Genomic DNA, 18,083 nt, shown 5'->3' with positions numbered 1-18,083 from the left:
TCATCAAGACCCGGGCGCGGATGCGCTAGCCGCGGTCTTGCGGCCCAGCTTCAATGACAAAAGCCTGCAGCCCGGCCATCCTGCCATCCCGGAAACGCCAGACGTCGCAGTAGGCGTGGCGGGCGGCCGTACCCGATTGGTCTTTCAGGGTGATCTCGCCGAGCGCCGCGACAAAGTCGTTCTCGGCGACCAGGTGGTGGACCTCAAACTTCGGCGGCTCCTTGTATTCGGCCGCCATCCAGTCGCGGACGGCTTGTTTGCCTTTGAGCGTCCTGTCGCCGACGAAGGTCCATTCGGTGTCCTCGGTGCAGAACACCAGGAATCCTTCGTAATCGCCTTTCAGGATGGCCGCGTTGGCTTTCTGCAGAATATCTTTGTGGTTCTCTGGCATGGGGGAATCTCCTTTGTTTCAGGGGCAGACCTCCGCAGTCTGATCGCGCCTCAACACAGGGATTTGTCGGGCGCTGGCAGCACAGCGTGTAGGTGACAGGCTTCGGTGAGCCCGTTCCCGTCTTTTAATCTGTGTTCATCTGCGTAATCTGTGGATAAAGATTTCATCCGCAGATTTCGCAGATTTACGCAGATTGGAGAGAGGCTGGCGTGCAAAAACCCCGACCGCACATATTTTTGCCGCCGGATGTATGATGCACGTCATGCCAAACCCACAACCCAACGCCAGAACCGCCGCCAAAGAGGCCTCCCACGACCGCATCGTGTCCGTGGCCGCGCGGGCCATACGCCGCAGCGGCTATGGCGGCACGGGCGTCGCCGACATCATGAAAGAAGCCGGGCTGACGCACGGCGCTTTCTATGCCCACTTTGAGTCGCGCGAGGCCATGCTGGCGGAAGCGGCCACGCGGGCTTGCAGCGATTCGGCCGCCTTGGTGGCTCGCGGTGTGGCCGCCGCGCCGCCGGAGCAAGCCTTGGCGTCCCTGATCAGCGGCTATCTTTCGCGCGAGCATGTGGAGAGCGCCGAGATGGGCTGCCCGCTGGCGGCGCTGGGATCCGAGACGCCGCGCCAGGCGCCCGAGGTGCGGCGCGCGACCACGCGCCACGTCAAGGAAATGATTGACCTGGTGGCCCGCCAGTCGCCTGACTGGGGCCAGCCCGGCGCGCATGAACGGGCGCTGGTGACGCTCTCCACCATGGTGGGCACCCTGCTGCTGGCGCGCGCGGTGGACGACCCCGCGCTGGCCGACAGCCTGTGCGAGGCTGCGGTGAAGCAGCTTGTGCCCACACTCGCCGCCTGAATCCCCTTTGGCCATGAATTTCCTTTGTTTTTTTGTTCGCCCTTAAATATGACGACCGTCATGCGAAACGGCAAAACCCGGCAATCCGCTGAACCTGTGTGTCCCTTCAACCCTTAACTTTTTAACTGGAGCGTATTTATGAAGATCAAAGATGCTGTTGTCCTCGTCACCGGCGCCAATCGCGGCATTGGCCAGGCGTTCGCGCGTGAGCTGCTGGCCCGCGGCGCGCGCAAGGTGTATGCCGGCGCGCGCGACCCCGCCAGCGTCAAGCTGCCCGGCGTGCAGGCCCTGCGGCTGGACGTGACCAAGCCCGAAGAGGTCGCGGCCGCGGCGGCGCTGGCTTCGGACGTCACGCTGGTGATCAACAACGCCGGCGTCGGCCAGCCCGGCGGCTTCCTGGCAAGCGACAGCGAAGACACGGCGCGCCGCATGCTGGAGACCAACTTCTACGGCGTGCTGCGCATGAGCAAGGCCTTCGCGCCGGTGCTCAAGGCCAACGGCGGCGGCGGGCTGCTGAATGTGCTGTCGATTGTTTCGTGGGTGAACGGCGGGGAACTGGCGGCCTATGCGGCCAGCAAGTCGGCGGCCTGGTCGCTGACGAATGCATTGCGCCATGAACTGGCGGCGCAAAAGACGCAGGTGCTGGGCCTGCACATGGCTTATGTCGATACCGACCTGATCCGCGACTTCGACGTGCCCAAGACCAGCCCCGAGGACATCGTCAAGCGCGCGCTGGACGGGCTGGAAGCAGGCGCCGATGAAGTGCTGGCCGATGAACCGACCCAGCAGGTCAAGGCCGGCTTGACGGCGGCCCGGCCCAGCTACCTGCCGCAGGCGGCCTGACATTGAATGCGGCCAGCTCTTGTGAGCGGCCGTTTTATGGCTAGTGCTTGCTGACTTCGTGGCCGGTCACGCCGCCGATGGCTGTTTGCGATCCTGGGTAGCCATGCCGCTTGCAACCCGTCAGGGCGGCCAGTGCCATCGCTGCTGCGCCGATGGTGCTTTGCACCCGGGAGCGAGCTTGTCTTGGTACAGTCCCTCTGTTCAAAGGGAGGAACACCCATGGAAACGGCAACCGTCCATCCAGTCAAAAAATACACCGTACCGGACAACATTCGCAGCATGAGCGCGCACATCGGGCTCTGCGTCCTCTACGAGGTGACAGGCCTCACCTTCATTGCCATCTTCGGCAACCACTCGGCGTCCGTCATTGGAACGATTGTGCTCATCCTGCTGCTGGGCCTGGCCCATGGCGTGATCGCGTTCGGCGCCGCCCGCTCAGCCCCCTGGGCCCGGACGTCCTCCATGGTGATTGGCTGCGTGTTGTTGCTCGGCTTTCCCATCGGAACAGCCATCGGGGTCTACCTGCTGGCCAACCTCAAGTGGCCGGCACCGGCCGCGCGCTGACAAAAACAAAAAAACGGCCTCAAGGGCCGCTTTTGTTTTTGCTTTGCATGCGAAACGCCGCGCTCAGCCAGCGTTGCCAAAATGCCGGTTCAATGCCGGCGTGCCATCAACTGTCGAGCCGGACGGATGAACCCGCCGCCCCAGTCGCTTCAAGCAGCGCCCGCCGGCCGTCTCCCGCTTGAAAGCGTAGAAGACAGCACCCGGCCGTTTTGCTTATTGCTTGGGTTTGCTGACTTCGTGGCCGATCACGCCGCCGACAGCGGCGCCGCCCACAACGCCGAGCGTGCTGCCACCGGTCAACACGCCGCCGGCCACGCCGCCCACGCCCGCACCGATGGCGGTGTTCCTGTCTTGCGTCGACATGCCGGCGCAGCCCGTCAGGGCAGCCATTGCAATTGCTGCTGCGCAGATAGCGCTTTTCTGGATGCTGATCATGGTGAATCTCCTTCAAAAGTGGATGAAAGTGCGTGAAGAGCAAATGCCTTGATCACCCTGGGGATCACGCCATCAGGCCTTCGTCACATCAGCGAATCGCCACCGTTTTTGCGATACACATCACGGCGATGGCTTTTCTTTGCTGGTGTGACCATGCTAGGGCGCTGCCTGGTTTGGGCTGTAGGACGAAGTCGCTACAACGATGCGCACTCCGCCCGATTTCGCGGAGGGAATTTTGGTACGCAAAAGCCGGGGCCGGGCTCCTGCACGAGCCCGGCCCCGGCTTTTTGCGTTAAAGGGCTCAGTGCTACAGAAGCGGTGCGTCCGGCCAGCTGCCTGCCTGCGCGCGCAGCAGGTTCGCGTTCGGCGCATGGAGCGCGGGCGCTGTGCCCCGCAGCCGTGGCGCGGCCGTATCCACACCCGTATTCAAGGCCATCGCCTTGAGCGAACTGCGCGCCTTGTTGATCTTGTCGAGCTGCTCCTGGGCCGCGTCGCGCCTTCTTTCGAAATTGGCGATGAAGCTCTCGAGCTTGGTGAACTCGTCGGCGGTTTCCGATGCCGCCAGGTCTATGTTGAGTTTCTTCAGGCGGTTGTTGAACACCACGATCTGGTCGAAGTACTGCGTGGCGCTGTCGATGAGGCCGGCCCGCGCGGCCTCTCCTTCGGAAAAATGCACCTCGTAACAGATGTTGAGCTGGTTGATGTATTCGGTGGTGAAGAACTCCCTCGACTTGAAGGTTTCGTTGGAAACGCTCAGGAACAGGTGCAGGCCGGCCAGCACGGGAAAGTGCTCCTGCTTGGCCACACGCTTGGTTTCAGAGACCACGTCGAAGGTACCCAGGATGGACGCGACGGCGTCAAACACCCTGGCGACAACCAGTTGCTGGTTGGCCACCAGGGCCGCCGCGCCTTCGCCGATCTTGGCGACCACCTTGGGCTCGGCCCCCTTGACGTCTTTCGAGTCCTTGCTCTCGCCGAGCAGCACCTTGGCGACGGCGCCTATGATTTTGTTGATGTTCTCCAGGGACCATTTGCTGGTGTTCTGGAACTCCTGGTATTCGTTGGCCAGGTAGGGGCTGTGGTCGAACCTGGTCTCCTTGTAGTAGGTGTTGATCTGCTCCTTGAGCTTGGCGACCAGCTCTTTCTGGATCTTGTCGCCGTCCTGGCGCCGCGCGTTCATGTACTCGCGGAATTTGGCGTCATTGGCTTCTTTGTCCTTGATGTCGGTTGACTGGCCCATGATGGTTACCCCTTGTGCTGAAAGTTGATGTGAAAAACCGGAATGGATGAAAGCGGCCGCGGCGGGGATCAGCACCCGTAGACGTGAACGGCGTGGCCCTGGTTGACTTTCTCGCAGGCCAGTAGCTGGTTCTTGGGATGGCTGCCCTTGGCATAAATCGTCACATGCCGGCCGTCGCGGTCCAGGTGGCAGCCTTTCTGGACCTCGATGTGGTTGCAGGCACGCAGGACATTGATGCCCGTGTCGGTGTCGGTGACGCCGGAATCCTTCCTGCCCTTCAGAAAGGTCTCGACCTGCTTTTGGGTATAGGGGCGCGCGCCGCCGGGGTAGTTCAGGTCGTTGTTGTCGCCCTTGTCCCAGCCCGGCTTGAACACCACTTCCTGGGCCGCCATGGCCGGCCCGCAAAGCAGCGCGGCCAGCAGCACCGGCAAAACTTTTTTCATCATCTTGGTTTCTCCCCGAATGCCTACTCTTTGACGTTTTTCGGCAAACCCGGTTTCATCAGGTATTGATGCAACACCATGAATCCTAGGCAGCGCACCTGGCGGGAGAAATACTTAAAACAGCGTATCTTTGGGCGCGCGTTCAAGGCGGCCGTTTGCCGCGTATGTGCTGGCGGTGCGTTTGAACGGTATAGGTGCTCAGGCCCAGGTGCCGCGCGATCCGGGCGCTGGTCCAGCCCAGCTGCAACAGGTGAACGATCTCCTGCTCCCTGCAAGTCAGGACGCGTTCGCCGTCGCCGCCTGCATAGCGGGCGAGCTCGCTCACGCGGTTCACGTCCAGCCTGGCATAGATGTGTTCCCGGTGTTTGGCGACCGTGGCCGGGCTGATGTGCAGCGCGCGGGCCACCTCCTTGCTTGAACGGCCTTTGAGGAGCTCAAAAAAAATCGTCCGCTGCCTGTCGGTGAGTTGCGGCAACTGCGCATGTCCCGGCATATCGCACCTGGTTCCAGCGTGATCACGCAAACAGGCGCAACCCGGGGCACGTCCCGTGACGCGGCTTGGGTGAAGGGTGTCGGCGTGAGAGAGAGGCGGCATGGCCTCACACTTGCACCAAGTGCGTCACCGCGCCACCCCCTGATCAGGCGAGCGCGGGACAGGCGCAGCGCTGCGCAGAGGTGAAGCAAACGAAATGTTTAGCGCGGCGCTTCATGTATCGGCATACGCCGCGCGCCGGCCTGGCCGGGGTGGCGACGGCTTCAGGAAAGCCCTGGAGGGCCATGCGATCAAGCGTGTGGAAGCGGATGCGCCGTGCCGGCGGTGTAATCCGCGGCGTAATGGCCTGTAATCACTTTTGTTGCATACAGGTCACGCCAGGGACGCGCTCGAAGCATGACGCATACGCCCCGCGCCATCAGCGGCCCGCACACCGCGTGGGGCGAAGATATCCCGGCGCTTGCGCATGGTGTGCGCCGGGGTTCGACTAACATTCCCGGTCAAAACCCAAAACCGCGGGCAACGTGCGCATGGAGGAACCGGAATACATGGGCAAGGTCGAGATCGTCGGCAACCTCTGGGCAATGCGCTGCTCCGGGATTCGCCTTGTGCCGGCCACGCTGGCCGGCGCATGAAACCGATGGACCGTACAGAACTCGCGTTCGCGCCGGCTGGCATGGCCGCAGGCAAGGAACACTTCATATGCAGACACCCCTGGGCACCGTCATCCTCTACGCACGCGACATGAAAAAGTCCGCGGACTTCTACGCCCGCCATTTCGGTTTCACCACGACCGGTGAAGTCAGCGAGGGCCTGATCGAGCTGCGCGCCCCTGCAAGCGGCGCCGGGATACTGATCCACCAGGCCGCCAAATCCGTGAAGCTTGGGCAGGCGGGCGTGAAACTGGTCTTCCATGTGAAGGACGTTGCGGCATTTGTGGCCGAAGCGGCGGCACGCGGCCTCAAGTTCGGCGCCATCCATGAAGCCAACGGCTATTCATTCGCCAATGCCAAGGACCCGGACGGGAATTCGGTGAGTGTTTCGAGCCGGGCGTATCGTTAGAGCCGACAACCCCGGAAAGAAAACCGTCATGGCCACCCCCAAAAGTAAGCTCCGCCCATTGTGGGCAGATCCCCTGTCGGATGCGCGCGAGCGCAGGGACCAGCTCCTGCAAGAGCGGGCGTTGGTGGATGCGGCAAGCTAGCCGGATGTCTACGACCGACTCAGCGCCCAGGTCAAGTTTGAAGAAGACTTTATTGCCTCGTTCACGGACTTCCAGAAAGAAAGAGCAGCGCGGAGGCGCGGCCCCATGTCACTGAGCGCGAAGGGCATCCTTCAACTCCTGGGCATGGCGGTTCTCTGGATTGTGATTATCGGACTCTGGAGGCATTATTTTGGGTAGGCCGCATAGTGGGTCAACCAGGGAGCGCACCTGTGGTGTCGGGTTGCCTTTGACCTCAGGCCCCGTATGAACCTCAACGCCTGGAATGAAATCGTGTCAGGGCTCAGCAATCCTGATGTGCCAACCTGCGTAGAGGCCGCGTCGAGGCTGCATGCCGGAGCGGTGCCGGAAGATATTCCGCAGCTGCTGTCGCTTCTGGAAAGCGATGATTTTTTTGTACGGGAAGCTGCCGCCTGGCCTCTGGCGGAACTGGCGGGACCTGCCGCCTTGCCCCAACTCCTGAAAGCGTACCAGCGGGGCTTCGATGAAGGACATGACAATGACGGCTTTTCCGCGGCCTTGCTGGAAATCCCGGCACTGTTTGGCCCGGAGGCCACGCGCGCGATTGCCGCATTCGCTGAAACGGCTGAAGGAAAAATGAAGGGCCATGCGCTGTGGCTGCTTGAGTTTTGCGACAGGACAGGCGGGGCAAACCGTGGCGGGGGAGAATAATCACCCATGACACCAACGACGATTCCAGACGAATGCCCCAACTGCGCGTCAAGCAAAAATGTTCGCGAGAAGCTGCTGCTGATCAACCCGCTCAACGCCGGGCATCTGGAGCAGCGCCCTGGCGAGCGTTCGTCCTGCGCGTGCGAGGGTGGCCTGAGCGTCGACGGGCTGAAGCCCGGGTTCGTGGCCGAAGCGCCGCTTCAGCAGTTTGTTGCAGGCCTCTACTGCGAGGCCTGTGGCACAGGCTTTGTGCCCGAAGGAATGGCCAAGCCGGCCGCGCAGTCGTGGAAGTTGTCCGAACTCGGCTTCCACCGCGTCAACGAGGATGGCTCGCTCGGCCCGCCGCAGGAACGCATGGGATGAACGCCACGCCAGAAGCCGCGCCTCTGCGCCCCCATGAACTGCGCGTCCTTGAATTGCTGCTTGCGGGGCGGCATACGGCGCTGGCCGCGCTACGGGCGCAGCTTGCAGGGGCCAGCGTCGTGAAGAGAACCCATACCGGTGCCGGCGAGTATGTCGAGCTTGGAGTCCGGGGAACGCACGAAAGGTCTGTCCCCGCAAGTTTCGTCCTTGACGACGTCGAACTCACGGTCAAAGGAGTCCCGCATGGTGCCGCGGCGCTCCTGTTCGTCAGGGACGGGAAGCTGGATCTTCTTGAGTTCGCCACGACTCCGGGCGATTGGCCGCTGGATCCCCACATTGTTGCGGTTTCATATTTGAAGGCCGTGGAAACCAGCCCTGGCGACCCTGCGCTGGAGCCTTGCGGCGAAAGAGACGACGCAAGGCTTGACCTGGCCATTTCCGGGCACGGGACCAGAAATGCAAGCTAGCCGCCCACAACCAGGCACGCCCACGCCGTCAAGTGCCCCGGCACAAGACTGGCGGCCACGCAGGAACACCATGTTTGGCAGCCGAAAACCGGAGTTCGCCGTCGCCTGGAAGCCAGCGCCCTGGTGGCGGGTCCTGTCATTGAACGGCTGGGGCATGCTCTTGCTGGCAGTCTTCTCGACAGCCAGCTTCCTCGCCGGCCTGGTATTTGGCGAGGTCCTGCTCCTTGCCAGCTTCAAGCAGAAAAGGGGCCCTGTTGGCGTGTCCTACCACGCGTCGCCTGCCGGGTTCGTCATCTGCATGGCGCTCAACCTGATCGTGGCTGTGGGTTTGTGGTGGCTGTTCGCGTCGTGGCTGCAAAGCCGGAGGCAAGCCTCCGCCCCTCCCAGAAAACACCCAGAGAGAAGGAATCATGACGCTTGAGCATTCAACCAACCGGACGAACTTCATGCATGGGGCCGCGCCCTATGAACGACACACAATGGCACGAATTCTTCACCGCAGCTGCCGACGTTCTCGGGCGAGGCAACCCCCTCGCTGAACACAGTTTTTCCTGGTGCGCCTGGACCACTTTCGACCGCTTGTCGGCGGATGCGGGTTATTGGACAAGCGGCTTGCCTGCTTCGGAAGACATCTTTGGTACTTATATCGGAGACGGCGGCGTCTGGGGGCAGCCCTTTTACTTCTCGCAACTGGCGCACCTGATAGTTCCGAGAACCTTCACGTACGACGACCCTCCTGGACCCAACTGGACGTATCGGGAACGAGTTCAAGACCTTGATCGCCTCAGCGCCAAACTGCAGGCGGCAGACGTACCTCATCGATTGACCGATCTGGTTTTGGAACTGAAGTGTTACTAGCCAGCGCCGCCGGCCAGCTTGGCTTCAAACAGGCGGCTGTGAACCCCACTTCGACAAGCACCCAGACACCAGCCTGAACCGCGGCCTACAGCGCGCGGCCAGCGTCTCGTCATGCGTGACCAGCGCAAACGCCGGGCCGAAATCGCGCACGAGTCGCGGCATCAAGGTTGATTGACAGCCGCTGGCCCTCACCCCTGCCCTCCCCCAGGGGGGGAGGGAGTGAAGTCCCGGGGAGTGGGGTTGAGAATCCGCCTAAATCGAAAAAAAACCTATAAACCCCGGGTTCCCGCCACCGCAGGCACCCATCACCTACTGCACATGGCATTCCCGCCGCAGCAAGGCCAGCGCGTCGTGGAGCGCATGAACGGCATCGCTTTGCAGCGTGGCCTGCGCCTCTTCCACAAAGTCATCCCACAAGCCGGCGTAGGCGTCCTGGTGCTGCACCGGCGCGTGGGCCAGGATGTACTGGTGGGCCAGCGCGGGCTGGAAACCGGATTTGCGGATCTTGCGCAGCAGGGTCGCGGCGCTTTTTTCGGTCAGCACGGTCTTGGGCGCGGAACCGGCGGCCACGCACAGGAACAGGGTCAACAGCGAACCATCGTCCGCATTGCCGCCGGTCACCTTGCTCCACACGGCGGATGCCTGGCGGTCATGGTGATCGACCTCGTTGAGGCCGTCTTCCACCCAGAAATACCGGCCCATGAAGGCCGGGCTGCGGTCAAACAGCTGGCGCGGCGGCAAGGCTGGGTCGAGTATTTTGGGCGCGTCGGCCATCACGGACTGCCGCACCGCCTCCACCACATCCCGCAGGTGGGCCGGCAGCTTTTTCGGAACGGCGAGCGGCAGCGCGGCCGGAGCAGCCCCGTGTTTTTTGCGCAAGGCGGCGACCATCTTTTCGAACGCGACCCAGTCGGGCATCTCGGTGCGGCCTGTCGCCGGCACCAGCAAGGCGGTGCGAATCACCGCTTCGGCATCCTTGCCCGCCTCTTCGAGTTCATCGGTGTCCATGCCCAGCTCGCCGGCAAGCCAGACGGCCGCATCCATCACCTGCGCCACCTGGCTGCGCCTGGCAAGTTCGGCCTGGTAGTCGGCCAGGCTGCGCAGCGACCATTTGGCCAGCTGCGGAATGTGCGCGTCGGTGAAGCCGCCGCGTTCATTCATGCCGAAGTGGCTGTTTTGCGGCATGGCGATCAGGGCCTTGAGCATGTCCGAGCCGCCCTTGGAACGCGACAGCAGCGAGAAATCGCGCAGCGATTCAGCCGCCTGCCGGAGGTCGCCGTGGCAGGAATTTTCGAGGTAGAGGCTGACCAGGTTCACCATGCGATCGCGGGCTTTTTCAAGGTCCGGGCGCAAAAACTCATTGCCGAAATAGCGCGCGATCTGAACCATGCCCTTGGGGCCTTCGACCCGCATGGCTTCGATTTTTTCGGCATTGATAATGCCGTGCTGCACGCCGTACTGCAGCGCCTTCTCAAAAAAGCGGCGCGTGTCGTAAAGCGAGACGGCGGAAGGCGAAGTCATGGGCGTTTGCAAGTTCAGATCGCCGATTCCTCGTCGGACTCGCGCGCCGTCGGTGTGGCCTTGCCGCGATCGGTGTCGCCGGTCTCGACTTTTCCGTCGTCCTGCGCATCGTCCTCGTCCTCTTCATCGGAAGCCACCGCCTTGTGCGCGCTCGCCTTGGCGCGCAGCACCATCAGCATTTCAATGAACAGGTCCGGCAGTTCGTAACGCAGCAGCCAGGCCAGCTGCATCCAGTCCTGGTCGGCGATCTCCTCCTGCCGGATGCGCGGTTTTTCGTAGGCCGAGGCCAGCAGCGCGGACTGGGACAGCAGCTTGCCGTACTCGTCGGCCGGCTCAAAGCCGCCGCTGCGCGCAAAGCCCTCGACACGGCTCCACTGGTCGGAAAAATAATCGGCGAGGGCTTCGCTGCCGCCTTCCAGGTCGCCGATCGCGGTGAGAAACTCCAACGGGTCCGCGTCCTCGCGGAAGATCACCGCATTGACCATGCCGCGCAGGTGCGTGCGGGTCAGGTCCTTGTAGAGCTTTTCAATCACCACGGCGCGGGCAAACTGCGCGGGCGTGACCAGCAGTCCGACCACCGACTCTTTGGAGTTGTCGTATTCGCGAATGACGGCCAGGACGTCCTTGGGCGGCAACTGCTCCAGCACCACCATCAGCGCGGCATCACCTTCGGCGTCGGCCAGCGAGACCAGGGCAGCCTCGGCGCCGACGATGTCGCCGGCCGCAATCAGGCTTTGGGTTTTTGCTATCAGGGCGAGATGCGTTGTCATCGGGGTTTTACCTTCCACGTCATGCTTGCTTGCGTCAGTCTTTGGCGTCAAAGCCCTGCTGGACCAGCCAGTCGGAACCTGCCTCGTGGCGTGCCCGGGCATCGCCGCTTTGCTCACGGTCGTCATCGCCCTCAAAGATCACCAGGGCGTTCTCGCCGTTCTCGCCGTCCTCGCCGTTCTCATCACGGTCTTCGTCGTTATCGCCGTCGTTATCTTCGGCGCTCACGATGGAGGCAGACACCGGCAGGCCCGCCATGTATTCCAGCCCCGCCGTCAGCGTCAGGAATTTCTCCCCGCCGGGCGCCTGCAAAACGATGTGCGCCAGGTCCTGGGCCCAGGGCGCCAGTACAAAACCATCCGCCAGGCTGCTCCAGGCCGGAAAGCCATCGGCATCGTGGCTGTCGTGGCTGAGCAGGTGGTCCATCACGGCTTTTTCCGTGAAATCAAAACCCTGGTGAAACACCACCGCCACCATCTCGGGGCTGCTGTCCATCATCTGGACCAGAAAAGCCATCTCCTGGCGTTTGCCGGCCAGGCGCTGGTGCAGCACGTCGCACCCCTCGGAGTCGAATCGCAGGTCATCCATCTCGGACTGGTAAGCCGAGCGCAGGTCGAGGAAATAGGGGGAGATGCTCATGCTGACGGGTTTTTCATGGGGTGTTTGTTCTTCTTTGGGCCGGCCAGGCTCACAGCAGCGGGTTGAAATAATCGGCCCAGATGGCACGCGCCGTGTCTATCGGGCTGTCCAGCAGGTTGCGGCGGCGGTTGTCGTCATAGGCCTGGCGCTTGTCCGCATCCGCCAGCACCTCATAGGCCTGCTGCACGGCCCTGAAACGCCCGGGCGCCTCGGGGTCGGCATTTTTGTCCGGGTGCCAGAAGGAGGCCTTCAGGCGAAAGGCTTTTTTGACATCGGCCAGCGTTGCGGCGCTGTCCAGCCCGAGGGCGGTGTAATGGTCGGTCATGCGAAGGTGGCTGTGTCCTGGACCGGAGGCAGGGAGCTGCACGGCATGTTGATGGAAGACTCACGAAGTGAGGGGATACGCCTGCGCGCGCGGCGAAGGGATCAAGGATTATGCCTGTCTGGTGCCGTGCGGGCTGGGGGCCGGTCAATGGCCTTGTTCCGTACTTGCCGCCCGCAGGTCAGGCCGCAACGCGTCTTATCGAGCCTGACCAGCACAAAGGCCGTGCCGAAGTCGCGCGAGTTGCAGCATCAGTTCCAACACGCCGTCGGCGGCAGGCCGGGCCGCCCGGGTTCCTCGCGCACCTTTGAAGAGGACCGGTAGTTGCATTCCCACCATAGAATTGCAAGGATTGGGAGGCGGCAGGGAAGGCGTCAAGGCCCCATTCAAGCTGCCGACAGAGGGAAGCGACAGTTTTTCAGCAACCATAAAAATAAAACCGGGACCTTATGCAGCCAGACAGGGACACTCATCTAGACGGCTTGCGCGGCCTGGCCGCATTGGTGGTGGTTGTCGTTCATGGGATCGTTGCCTTCGACTTTGCGCTTTACACAGGCTTGGCCAGGCACAGTGTTTTTGCATGGGATGTTTCTCTTTCGGGCGCGCCCTTGCTGATACCCATGGCAGGGGATTTGTCGGTATGCGTATTTTTTGCCCTCAGCGGCTACGTCTTGTCGCATTCTTTCGGTAAAACCCGCCTCGGGCCCCTGGCGTTGCTGCTCAAAAGGTACGCCCGTTTTACACCGGCCATCCTGTCCGCCAGCCTGATTTCATACGCGCTGCTGGCCGGCGGCCTGATGCAAAACCATGGCTTGGCGGCAATTTCCAGGTCCACCTGGCTTGCAGAGCAAATGCGGCAGCCACCTTCATTGACTCAAGCGCTTCAAGAGGGCTTGTATGGTGCGCTGGTGACCGGCTCATCCGTTTACAACGTGTCCCTGTGGACCATGTGTATTGAGTTCTGGGGATCGGTCATTCTGATTGCGGTTTTCAGCCTGACCGCCTTTCGTACGTCGCGCCCGGAGATACGCGAGCGGGACCGAATCCTTCTTCTTTGCGTACTGGGCATTCTGGGATCCGGGTCATACCTCGCCTTGTTCGCCTTCGGCGCGTTGCTGCAGCTGACCCAACTCCATCGAAAGATCAGCTCAAGAGGGGCTGGGGTCCTGTTGGGCATCGGTGTTTTTTGGGGGACGATGCCCTACAGTGCCGTTCCATGGGAAAGTGTCCGGCCCTTCGTTGAACGGACACTCCCAATGGTGAGCGGCACGCCTTTTGCGCACTCGCCGGTCAGTTTTTTTCACGCTTTGGGCGCGGTGCTGATCCTGGTGGCGGCCAATGCCTTCATTCCGTTTTGCAGGATGCTGTCTGCACCCCCTTTCGCGTTTCTTGGCCAGATATCGTTTCCGCTGTACCTGATCCACGCGCCGCTGCTGAATTCCTTCGTGTGCGCGGGCGCATTGGCGATGCTCGGTGACGGGCTTTCCTATGGCTTGACGATGGCGCTGTCCATCTTGTTCCTCGTGGCGGTTTCAGTGGCGGCGGCAACCGCGCTTTTGTTTTTATCCGAGAGGCCGTCGATCGCCTTGTCCGGCAGGATTGGGCCGATGGCCGACGATTGCATCCGGAAATACCTTGATCAAGTCAAGCGCCATCGGAGGGTATGGGCCGCTTACTTCGAAAGCCGGATACAGCACAGGCGTGAACGCACCTTGGCGGCATTCCTTTTGGCGCCCCTGGCGCCTTGCCTGGTGGCCGCGCTGCTGCAACGCCACCTCAGCTGGATCTTCGTCGTTGCGCCCCTTGCCTATCTTTTCTCAATGGCCGGAATTCCCGCGTATTTTTATTTCCGGTACCGCGGCTGGCGCGAGCCCTGGCGAATTCTCATGGTGTCGTCGGCGCTTGGAATCCTGGTGGCCTTCCTCGGAGGCTTCAGCCGTCTTGACGCCACCGGTATCGTGAACGGGCCGGAGGCGCTGGCCTTTGGCGGATACGGCGCGGTGGCAGGCGCCGCATTCTGGTTTCTCGCTTACGCCAGGAATTACGCACATCTCGCTGTACAGGGCCAAGCGGATACGGCGCAAGTGCCTGTCAGGCCCGCGTCAAACAGCCGGCAGTGAACCCCACTCCGACAAGCGCCCCGACACCAGCCTGAACCGCCGCCCGCAGCGCGCGGCCAGCGTTTCATCATGCGTGACCAGCACAAAGGCCGTGCCGAAGTCGCGGGCCAGTTGCCGCATCAACTTGAACACGCCTTGACGGCGGCATTGCTGCACGCCTAAGTCTTCGCCTCCAGCCCGAAAGCCGCGGCAATGATCCGCTCGATGTCGGCCAGCTGTTCCCCTTTGAGCGATACAAGCTCCTGGGCATTCTTGCGCCGTTCCGGCATCTTTCCCTGGTTTTGCCTGATCCATTGGATCAGCAGGTTGATGCTTCGATCAGGCAGCTCGTAGCTTTTGTTGATGAGCTCGAAGGCCTTGTCATAGGAAAGCAGGAAAGCGGTTTCTTCCACCAGCGATTGTTCCAGCGCTGTTTTGGCACAGTCCATGACAAACGTGGCGGCCTGCTGTCCTGCCCAGTGGGCGTAGATCAGCGGCGTGGACCTGAAATCAAAGGTGAAATCGCTGTCGGAGATGGCGATGACATCCCACAAGGCGCGCGCCGGTTTGCTGAAGGACTCCAGCGTCTCCAGGTACTGCCTCTCATTTTTTCTCATCGCGATGGACAGGGGCAGGATCGCCGGATGGCCGTTGACGTCCGGCAGCACGCCTTTGAGATTCAGGCAATGGTGTGCGAGCAGGCGCGACAAACGGCCGTTTCCATCAATGAATGGATGGATGTAGACAAAGCCGAAGCTCACCAAAGCAGCTTTGACAAGCGCCGGAACTTCATCCTCTGCATTCGCCATGCGCATGAAGCCCTCCATGAGGTGGAGCATGCTGTCGGACGGCGGCGGTACATACCTGACCGACAGCGCGCCATGGCCGCCGCGTTGCAGCCAGTTCTGGTGTGTGCGGAATTGCTGCTCGTGTGCCAAAGGCGAACTGATCACCGTATTCTGGAGCTGGACCAGGTACTCCTCCGACAGGGGGGTTTTGTCACGCAGATGTTCCATGGCCTGCAGGAACGCCTTTTCCTTGTCGGGTGATGGCGTTTCGTTTTCGATCGCATAGGAATCCCGGGTTTCACTCAGGTAAGCCCATCCCATGACGCGATCAAGAATTCTCGCATTGAGCGGGTCCGTGACCCACGCGTTCAGGCGGGCCAGGACCTCGCTCCCCTCGGCCTCCAGCTTGTCGTTGCGCAGGACAACCGGGCAATATTCATAGGGCCCGATGCCGTTGAAATTGACACGGTAGCGTTGGTGCCGCTCCCAGACCTGCCCGGTGTAATAGGCTTGAGGGTCGAAGACATCCACATAGTTGCCGCCGAGGTTGCCGGGGTCGCCGGGCAAGGGGCGGTTGTTGGCTTTCTCCCAGAAAAAGCACGCCTGGCGGATGTAAGCGCTAGCGGGCTGGGCCAGCAGGGTGTCCAGCATTTCTTCCGCGGGCACGAGGTTCAGTGCCTCATGCAGGATGGGGATGTTGATGTCTTCGTGCTTCAAGGCAAACAGCACGTGGGACAGGATATCCGCTTCAGCGGGCGCCACGTTCCTGGGGATCGCCAGTGAGTCCACGCGGGGCTCTATCCGGGTCACCGGCGCAATGCGGGCCGGCCGCTTGAGCGGCATCATCGGACGGGTGATTTTCGACAGCAGAAACTCATATCCGATCATGGCAATCTCTTTTTTTCTTATAGAGAGATCGGATTTTCTATATATTTTCCTTTTTTGACAAGTTTTTTTATAGAAACAAGACTGCTGTCATCTGGTCAAGCCCACTCCGACAATCTCCCCGACACCAACCTGAAGCGCCGCCCGCAACGCGCGGCCAGCGTCTCGTCATGCGTGACCAGCACAAAAGCCGTGCCGAAGTCGCGCGCGAGTTGCAGCATCAGTTCAAACACGCCGTCGGCGGTGCTGCGGTCCAGGTTGCCGGTCGGTTCGTCGGCCAGCACGCAGGCCGGTTGTGTGACCAGGGCGCGCGCGATCGCGACGCGCTGGCGTTCGCCGCCTGACAGCTCCGCGGGGCGGTGGTGGATGCGGTCTTTGAGGCCGACGGCCGCCAGCATGTCGGTGGCGATGCGTGCGGATTCGGCGGGGGCCTGGCGGCGTATCCACAGGGGCATGGCGACGTTGTCCAGCGCGCTGAATTCGGGCAGCAGGTGGTGGAACTGGTAGACGAAACCCAGGTGTTTGTTGCGCAGGTCGCCTTGCTGCTGCGGTGACAAGGTCGAGAGGGTCTGGCCCTTCAATTCGACCTGGCCGCTGGTGGGCGCGTCGAGGCCGCCCATCAGGTGCAGCAGTGTGCTTTTGCCGGAGCCGGAGGCACCGACGATGGCCAGCGTTTCGCCGGCATGGACTTGCAGGTCTACGCCGTGCAGGACCGTCAAATCGATCATGCCTTCGTGGAAGCGTTTTGTCAGGGCGCTGGCTTTGAGGACCACTTCGCCGTTGGCGTTGCCGGTTTTCAGCGTGGCAGCCACGTCGTTTTTCAGTTCACTCATAGCGCAGGGCCTCCGCCGGGTTGACGCGGCTGGCGCGCCAGCTGGGATAGATGGTGGCCAGGAAGGCGAGCACCAGGGAGATGACGACGATGGGCATGATGTCGGCGTATTGGGGTTCGCTGGGCATGCGGCTGATCAGGTAGATGTCTTTGGGCAAAAAGCTGGCGTTGAGCGCGCGCTCGATGGCCGGCACGATGACGTCGATGTTGAAGGCGATGCCCAGGCCCAGCAGCAGGCCGGAGAGCGTGCCGATGACGCCGACCAGCGCGCCCTGCACCATGAAGATTTTCATGATGCTTTTGGGGCTGGCGCCCAGGGTGCGCAGGATGGCGATGTCGGCGCGCTTGTCGGTCACCGTCATCACCAGGGTGCTGACGAGGTTGAAGGCCGCGACGGCGACGATGAGCGTGAGGATGATGAACATCATGCGTTTTTCGAGCTGCACGGCGGCGAACCAGGTCTTGTTCTGGCGCGTCCAGTCGCGGATCAAGAGGTCGCCGCTCAGCGTGCGCGACAGCTGCAGCGCCACTTCGCGGGCCTCGTGCAAGTCCTTCAGGCGTATGCGTATGCCGGTCGGGCCTTCGAGGCGGAAGATTTTCGCGGCGTCGTCCTGGTGCATCATGACCAGGGCCGAGTCGTATTCAAAATGGCCGGAGTCAAAGGTGCCGACCACCGTCATCTGCTTGAGGCGCGGCACCACGCCGGCCGGGGTGACCTGGCCGCTGGGCGCGATCAGGGTGACGGTGTCGCCTTCGCGCACGCCCATGGCGCGGGCCAGTTCGCCGCCCAGCACCACACCAAAGGCGCCGGGCACCAGCTTGGCCAGGGTGGGGGCCGAGGTCACGGCGAGGTCGGTGACCTGGCCTTCGAGGGCCGGGTCTATGCCGCGCACCAGGGTGCCCTTCATGTCTTCACCGCGGGCCAGCAGGGCCTGGGCGGCGATAAAGGTGGCGGCGCCTGTGACTTCGGGGTTGGCCTTGATTTCGGCCAGGGTTTTGGCCGGGTCGGGCAGCGCGACGCCGTTGGGGGCGAAGACCTCGATATGCGAGATCACGCCCAGCATGCGGTCGCGCACTTCTTTCTGGAAGCCGTTCATCACGCTGAGCACGATGATGAGGGCCGCCACGCCGAGGGCGATGCCCAGCATGGACACGCCGGAGATAAAAGAGATAAAACCGTTGCGCCGGGTGGCGCGGCCGGCGCGGGTGTAGCGCCAGCCGAGGATCAGTTCATAGGGGATTTGCATACTCAGGCTGGCACCCGCGGCCGGCCGGTGACGGCCTGGGGGAACGATTTTTGGGACATGGATGTTTCTCGCCTTCAAAACGGGACCGCTAGTGGCCGCCTGCGGCGGCTGCGGTTTGGAGCCCAATTGTGG

At 62.1% G+C, this 18,083-nt stretch carries 23 protein-coding genes and 1 pseudogene; 10 read left to right on the top strand and 14 right to left on the bottom strand.

Features of this window, described 5'->3' with window-relative positions; all coding sequences use genetic code 11:
* Window positions 1–25: 25 nt before the first annotated feature.
* Window positions 26–391, bottom strand: a complete 366-nt coding sequence (locus ACLV74_RS10870) for a nuclear transport factor 2 family protein (protein WP_411879414.1) — start codon at window positions 389–391, stop codon at window positions 26–28.
* 250 nt (window positions 392–641) lie between these two features.
* Between ACLV74_RS10870 and ACLV74_RS10865 the strand changes: the two genes are divergently transcribed.
* Window positions 642–1,250: a TetR/AcrR family transcriptional regulator gene (locus ACLV74_RS10865; protein WP_411879413.1), complete on the top strand. Its 609-nt coding sequence runs from the start codon at window positions 642–644 to the stop codon at window positions 1,248–1,250.
* A gap of 138 nt (window positions 1,251–1,388) precedes the next feature.
* Window positions 1,389–2,093, top strand: coding sequence for an SDR family oxidoreductase (locus tag ACLV74_RS10860; RefSeq protein WP_411879412.1), 705 nt, complete (start codon window positions 1,389–1,391; stop codon window positions 2,091–2,093).
* Between the two features lie 40 nt (window positions 2,094–2,133).
* Here the strand turns inward: ACLV74_RS10860 and ACLV74_RS10855 are convergent, their stop codons facing one another.
* Entirely contained in the window at window positions 2,134–2,259 is a 126-nt protein-coding gene (locus tag ACLV74_RS10855) for a hypothetical protein (RefSeq protein WP_411879411.1), read from the bottom strand.
* A gap of 53 nt (window positions 2,260–2,312) precedes the next feature.
* On the opposite strand from ACLV74_RS10855, the gene ACLV74_RS10850 reads away from it, so the two are divergent.
* Window positions 2,313–2,657: a hypothetical protein gene (locus ACLV74_RS10850; RefSeq protein ID WP_411879410.1), complete on the top strand. Its 345-nt coding sequence runs from the start codon at window positions 2,313–2,315 to the stop codon at window positions 2,655–2,657.
* A gap of 213 nt (window positions 2,658–2,870) precedes the next feature.
* On the opposite strand, the gene ACLV74_RS10845 is transcribed toward ACLV74_RS10850, so the two are convergent.
* The 4 genes from ACLV74_RS10845 to ACLV74_RS10830 form a co-directional block, all read right to left on the bottom strand.
* A complete protein-coding gene (locus ACLV74_RS10845) occupies window positions 2,871–3,092 on the bottom strand; it encodes a glycine zipper 2TM domain-containing protein (protein WP_411879409.1) in 222 nt (73 codons plus the stop codon).
* Window positions 3,093–3,399: 307 nt separating this feature from the next.
* Window positions 3,400–4,332 carry a hypothetical protein gene (locus ACLV74_RS10840; RefSeq protein WP_411879408.1) on the bottom strand — a complete coding sequence of 311 codons (933 nt, stop codon included), beginning with the start codon at window positions 4,330–4,332 and terminating at the stop codon, window positions 3,400–3,402.
* A gap of 68 nt (window positions 4,333–4,400) precedes the next feature.
* Window positions 4,401–4,778 (bottom strand): hypothetical protein, encoded by a 378-nt coding sequence (locus ACLV74_RS10835; RefSeq protein ID WP_411879407.1) that lies wholly within the window; start codon window positions 4,776–4,778, stop codon window positions 4,401–4,403.
* 139 nt (window positions 4,779–4,917) lie between these two features.
* Window positions 4,918–5,268 (bottom strand): response regulator transcription factor, encoded by a 351-nt coding sequence (locus ACLV74_RS10830; RefSeq protein WP_411879406.1) that lies wholly within the window; start codon window positions 5,266–5,268, stop codon window positions 4,918–4,920.
* A gap of 702 nt (window positions 5,269–5,970) precedes the next feature.
* Between ACLV74_RS10830 and ACLV74_RS10825 the strand changes: the two genes are divergently transcribed.
* From ACLV74_RS10825 to ACLV74_RS10800, 6 genes are all read left to right on the top strand, one after another.
* On the top strand, window positions 5,971–6,330 hold the full coding sequence (locus tag ACLV74_RS10825; RefSeq protein ID WP_411879405.1) for a VOC family protein: 360 nt from the start codon (window positions 5,971–5,973) through the stop codon (window positions 6,328–6,330).
* 406 nt (window positions 6,331–6,736) lie between these two features.
* A complete protein-coding gene (locus ACLV74_RS10820; RefSeq protein WP_411879404.1) occupies window positions 6,737–7,162 on the top strand; it encodes a HEAT repeat domain-containing protein in 426 nt (141 codons plus the stop codon).
* A 6-nt stretch (window positions 7,163–7,168) separates the two neighbouring features.
* Window positions 7,169–7,525, top strand: a complete 357-nt coding sequence (locus ACLV74_RS10815) for a hypothetical protein (protein WP_411879403.1) — start codon at window positions 7,169–7,171, stop codon at window positions 7,523–7,525.
* Window positions 7,522–7,992 carry a hypothetical protein gene (locus ACLV74_RS10810; RefSeq protein WP_411879402.1) on the top strand — a complete coding sequence of 157 codons (471 nt, stop codon included), beginning with the start codon at window positions 7,522–7,524 and terminating at the stop codon, window positions 7,990–7,992. The genes ACLV74_RS10815 and ACLV74_RS10810 overlap by 4 nt, the downstream gene beginning before the upstream one ends.
* Before the next feature lie 70 nt (window positions 7,993–8,062).
* Window positions 8,063–8,413, top strand: coding sequence for a hypothetical protein (locus ACLV74_RS10805; RefSeq protein ID WP_411879401.1), 351 nt, complete (start codon window positions 8,063–8,065; stop codon window positions 8,411–8,413).
* Between the two features lie 44 nt (window positions 8,414–8,457).
* Complete coding sequence (locus ACLV74_RS10800) at window positions 8,458–8,850, top strand: hypothetical protein (protein WP_411879400.1); 393 nt, start codon at window positions 8,458–8,460, stop codon at window positions 8,848–8,850.
* A 309-nt stretch (window positions 8,851–9,159) separates the two neighbouring features.
* Here the strand turns inward: ACLV74_RS10800 and ACLV74_RS10795 are convergent, their stop codons facing one another.
* From ACLV74_RS10795 to ACLV74_RS10780, 4 genes are read right to left on the bottom strand one after another with little or no spacing between them, the layout of a single operon-like run.
* The gene (locus ACLV74_RS10795; RefSeq protein WP_411879399.1) at window positions 9,160–10,371 is read right to left on the bottom strand and encodes a hypothetical protein; all 1,212 of its coding nucleotides are present in this window, start codon (window positions 10,369–10,371) and stop codon (window positions 9,160–9,162) included.
* A 14-nt stretch (window positions 10,372–10,385) separates the two neighbouring features.
* Window positions 10,386–11,141, bottom strand: a complete 756-nt coding sequence (locus ACLV74_RS10790) for a hypothetical protein (RefSeq protein WP_411879398.1) — start codon at window positions 11,139–11,141, stop codon at window positions 10,386–10,388.
* A gap of 34 nt (window positions 11,142–11,175) precedes the next feature.
* Window positions 11,176–11,778 (bottom strand): hypothetical protein, encoded by a 603-nt coding sequence (locus ACLV74_RS10785; protein ID WP_411879397.1) that lies wholly within the window; start codon window positions 11,776–11,778, stop codon window positions 11,176–11,178.
* A gap of 49 nt (window positions 11,779–11,827) precedes the next feature.
* A complete protein-coding gene (locus tag ACLV74_RS10780) occupies window positions 11,828–12,103 on the bottom strand; it encodes a DnaJ domain-containing protein (RefSeq protein WP_411879396.1) in 276 nt (91 codons plus the stop codon).
* A 479-nt stretch (window positions 12,104–12,582) separates the two neighbouring features.
* Between ACLV74_RS10780 and ACLV74_RS10775 the strand changes: the two genes are divergently transcribed.
* Window positions 12,583–14,220, top strand: coding sequence for an acyltransferase family protein (locus tag ACLV74_RS10775; protein ID WP_411879395.1), 1,638 nt, complete (start codon window positions 12,583–12,585; stop codon window positions 14,218–14,220).
* Here the strand turns inward: ACLV74_RS10775 and ACLV74_RS10770 are convergent.
* From ACLV74_RS10770 to ACLV74_RS10755, 4 genes and pseudogenes are all read right to left on the bottom strand, one after another.
* Window positions 14,203–14,355 (bottom strand): annotated as a pseudogene (locus ACLV74_RS10770) (lipoprotein-releasing system ATP-binding protein LolD); the annotation flags it as partial. The gene ACLV74_RS10775 and the pseudogene ACLV74_RS10770 overlap by 18 nt on opposite strands.
* Window positions 14,356–14,378: 23 nt before the next feature.
* Entirely contained in the window at window positions 14,379–15,875 is a 1,497-nt protein-coding gene (locus ACLV74_RS10765; protein WP_411879394.1) for a Fic family protein, read from the bottom strand.
* Window positions 15,876–15,970: 95 nt separating this feature from the next.
* Entirely contained in the window at window positions 15,971–16,705 is a 735-nt protein-coding gene (gene lolD / locus ACLV74_RS10760) for a lipoprotein-releasing ABC transporter ATP-binding protein LolD (RefSeq protein ID WP_411879393.1), read from the bottom strand.
* Window positions 16,698–17,951, bottom strand: coding sequence for a lipoprotein-releasing ABC transporter permease subunit (locus ACLV74_RS10755; RefSeq protein WP_411879392.1), 1,254 nt, complete (start codon window positions 17,949–17,951; stop codon window positions 16,698–16,700). Before ACLV74_RS10755 ends, lolD begins: the two co-directional genes overlap by 8 nt.
* Window positions 17,952–18,083 lie beyond the last annotated feature (132 nt).

The sequence above is a fragment of the Polaromonas sp. YR568 genome (assembly GCF_943369415.1).
Lineage (GTDB): Bacteria > Pseudomonadota > Gammaproteobacteria > Burkholderiales > Burkholderiaceae_C > Polaromonas.
Note: the sequence above shows the minus strand (reverse complement) of the source record. Positions and strands in the feature narration are given on the sequence as shown.

Coding starts and splice junctions, on each gene's coding strand:
- ACLV74_RS10850 (WP_411879410.1), top strand. CDS start 2,313: ATGGAAACGGCAACCGTCCATCCAGTCAAAAAATACACCGTACCGGAC.
- ACLV74_RS10815 (WP_411879403.1), top strand. CDS start 7,169: ATGACACCAACGACGATTCCAGACGAATGCCCCAACTGCGCGTCAAGC.
- ACLV74_RS10830 (WP_411879406.1), bottom strand. CDS start 5,268: ATGCCGGGACATGCGCAGTTGCCGCAACTCACCGACAGGCAGCGGACG.
- ACLV74_RS10765 (WP_411879394.1), bottom strand. CDS start 15,875: ATGATCGGATATGAGTTTCTGCTGTCGAAAATCACCCGTCCGATGATG.
- ACLV74_RS10800 (WP_411879400.1), top strand. CDS start 8,458: ATGAACGACACACAATGGCACGAATTCTTCACCGCAGCTGCCGACGTT.
- ACLV74_RS10865 (WP_411879413.1), top strand. CDS start 642: ATGATGCACGTCATGCCAAACCCACAACCCAACGCCAGAACCGCCGCC.
- ACLV74_RS10805 (WP_411879401.1), top strand. CDS start 8,063: ATGTTTGGCAGCCGAAAACCGGAGTTCGCCGTCGCCTGGAAGCCAGCG.
- ACLV74_RS10870 (WP_411879414.1), bottom strand. CDS start 391: ATGCCAGAGAACCACAAAGATATTCTGCAGAAAGCCAACGCGGCCATC.
- ACLV74_RS10835 (WP_411879407.1), bottom strand. CDS start 4,778: ATGATGAAAAAAGTTTTGCCGGTGCTGCTGGCCGCGCTGCTTTGCGGG.
- ACLV74_RS10780 (WP_411879396.1), bottom strand. CDS start 12,103: ATGACCGACCATTACACCGCCCTCGGGCTGGACAGCGCCGCAACGCTG.
- ACLV74_RS10820 (WP_411879404.1), top strand. CDS start 6,737: ATGAACCTCAACGCCTGGAATGAAATCGTGTCAGGGCTCAGCAATCCT.
- ACLV74_RS10840 (WP_411879408.1), bottom strand. CDS start 4,332: ATGGGCCAGTCAACCGACATCAAGGACAAAGAAGCCAATGACGCCAAA.
- lolD (WP_411879393.1), bottom strand. CDS start 16,705: ATGAGTGAACTGAAAAACGACGTGGCTGCCACGCTGAAAACCGGCAAC.
- ACLV74_RS10825 (WP_411879405.1), top strand. CDS start 5,971: ATGCAGACACCCCTGGGCACCGTCATCCTCTACGCACGCGACATGAAA.
- ACLV74_RS10810 (WP_411879402.1), top strand. CDS start 7,522: ATGAACGCCACGCCAGAAGCCGCGCCTCTGCGCCCCCATGAACTGCGC.
- ACLV74_RS10845 (WP_411879409.1), bottom strand. CDS start 3,092: ATGATCAGCATCCAGAAAAGCGCTATCTGCGCAGCAGCAATTGCAATG.
- ACLV74_RS10785 (WP_411879397.1), bottom strand. CDS start 11,778: ATGAGCATCTCCCCCTATTTCCTCGACCTGCGCTCGGCTTACCAGTCC.
- ACLV74_RS10795 (WP_411879399.1), bottom strand. CDS start 10,371: ATGACTTCGCCTTCCGCCGTCTCGCTTTACGACACGCGCCGCTTTTTT.
- ACLV74_RS10860 (WP_411879412.1), top strand. CDS start 1,389: ATGAAGATCAAAGATGCTGTTGTCCTCGTCACCGGCGCCAATCGCGGC.
- ACLV74_RS10790 (WP_411879398.1), bottom strand. CDS start 11,141: ATGACAACGCATCTCGCCCTGATAGCAAAAACCCAAAGCCTGATTGCG.
- ACLV74_RS10755 (WP_411879392.1), bottom strand. CDS start 17,951: ATGCAAATCCCCTATGAACTGATCCTCGGCTGGCGCTACACCCGCGCC.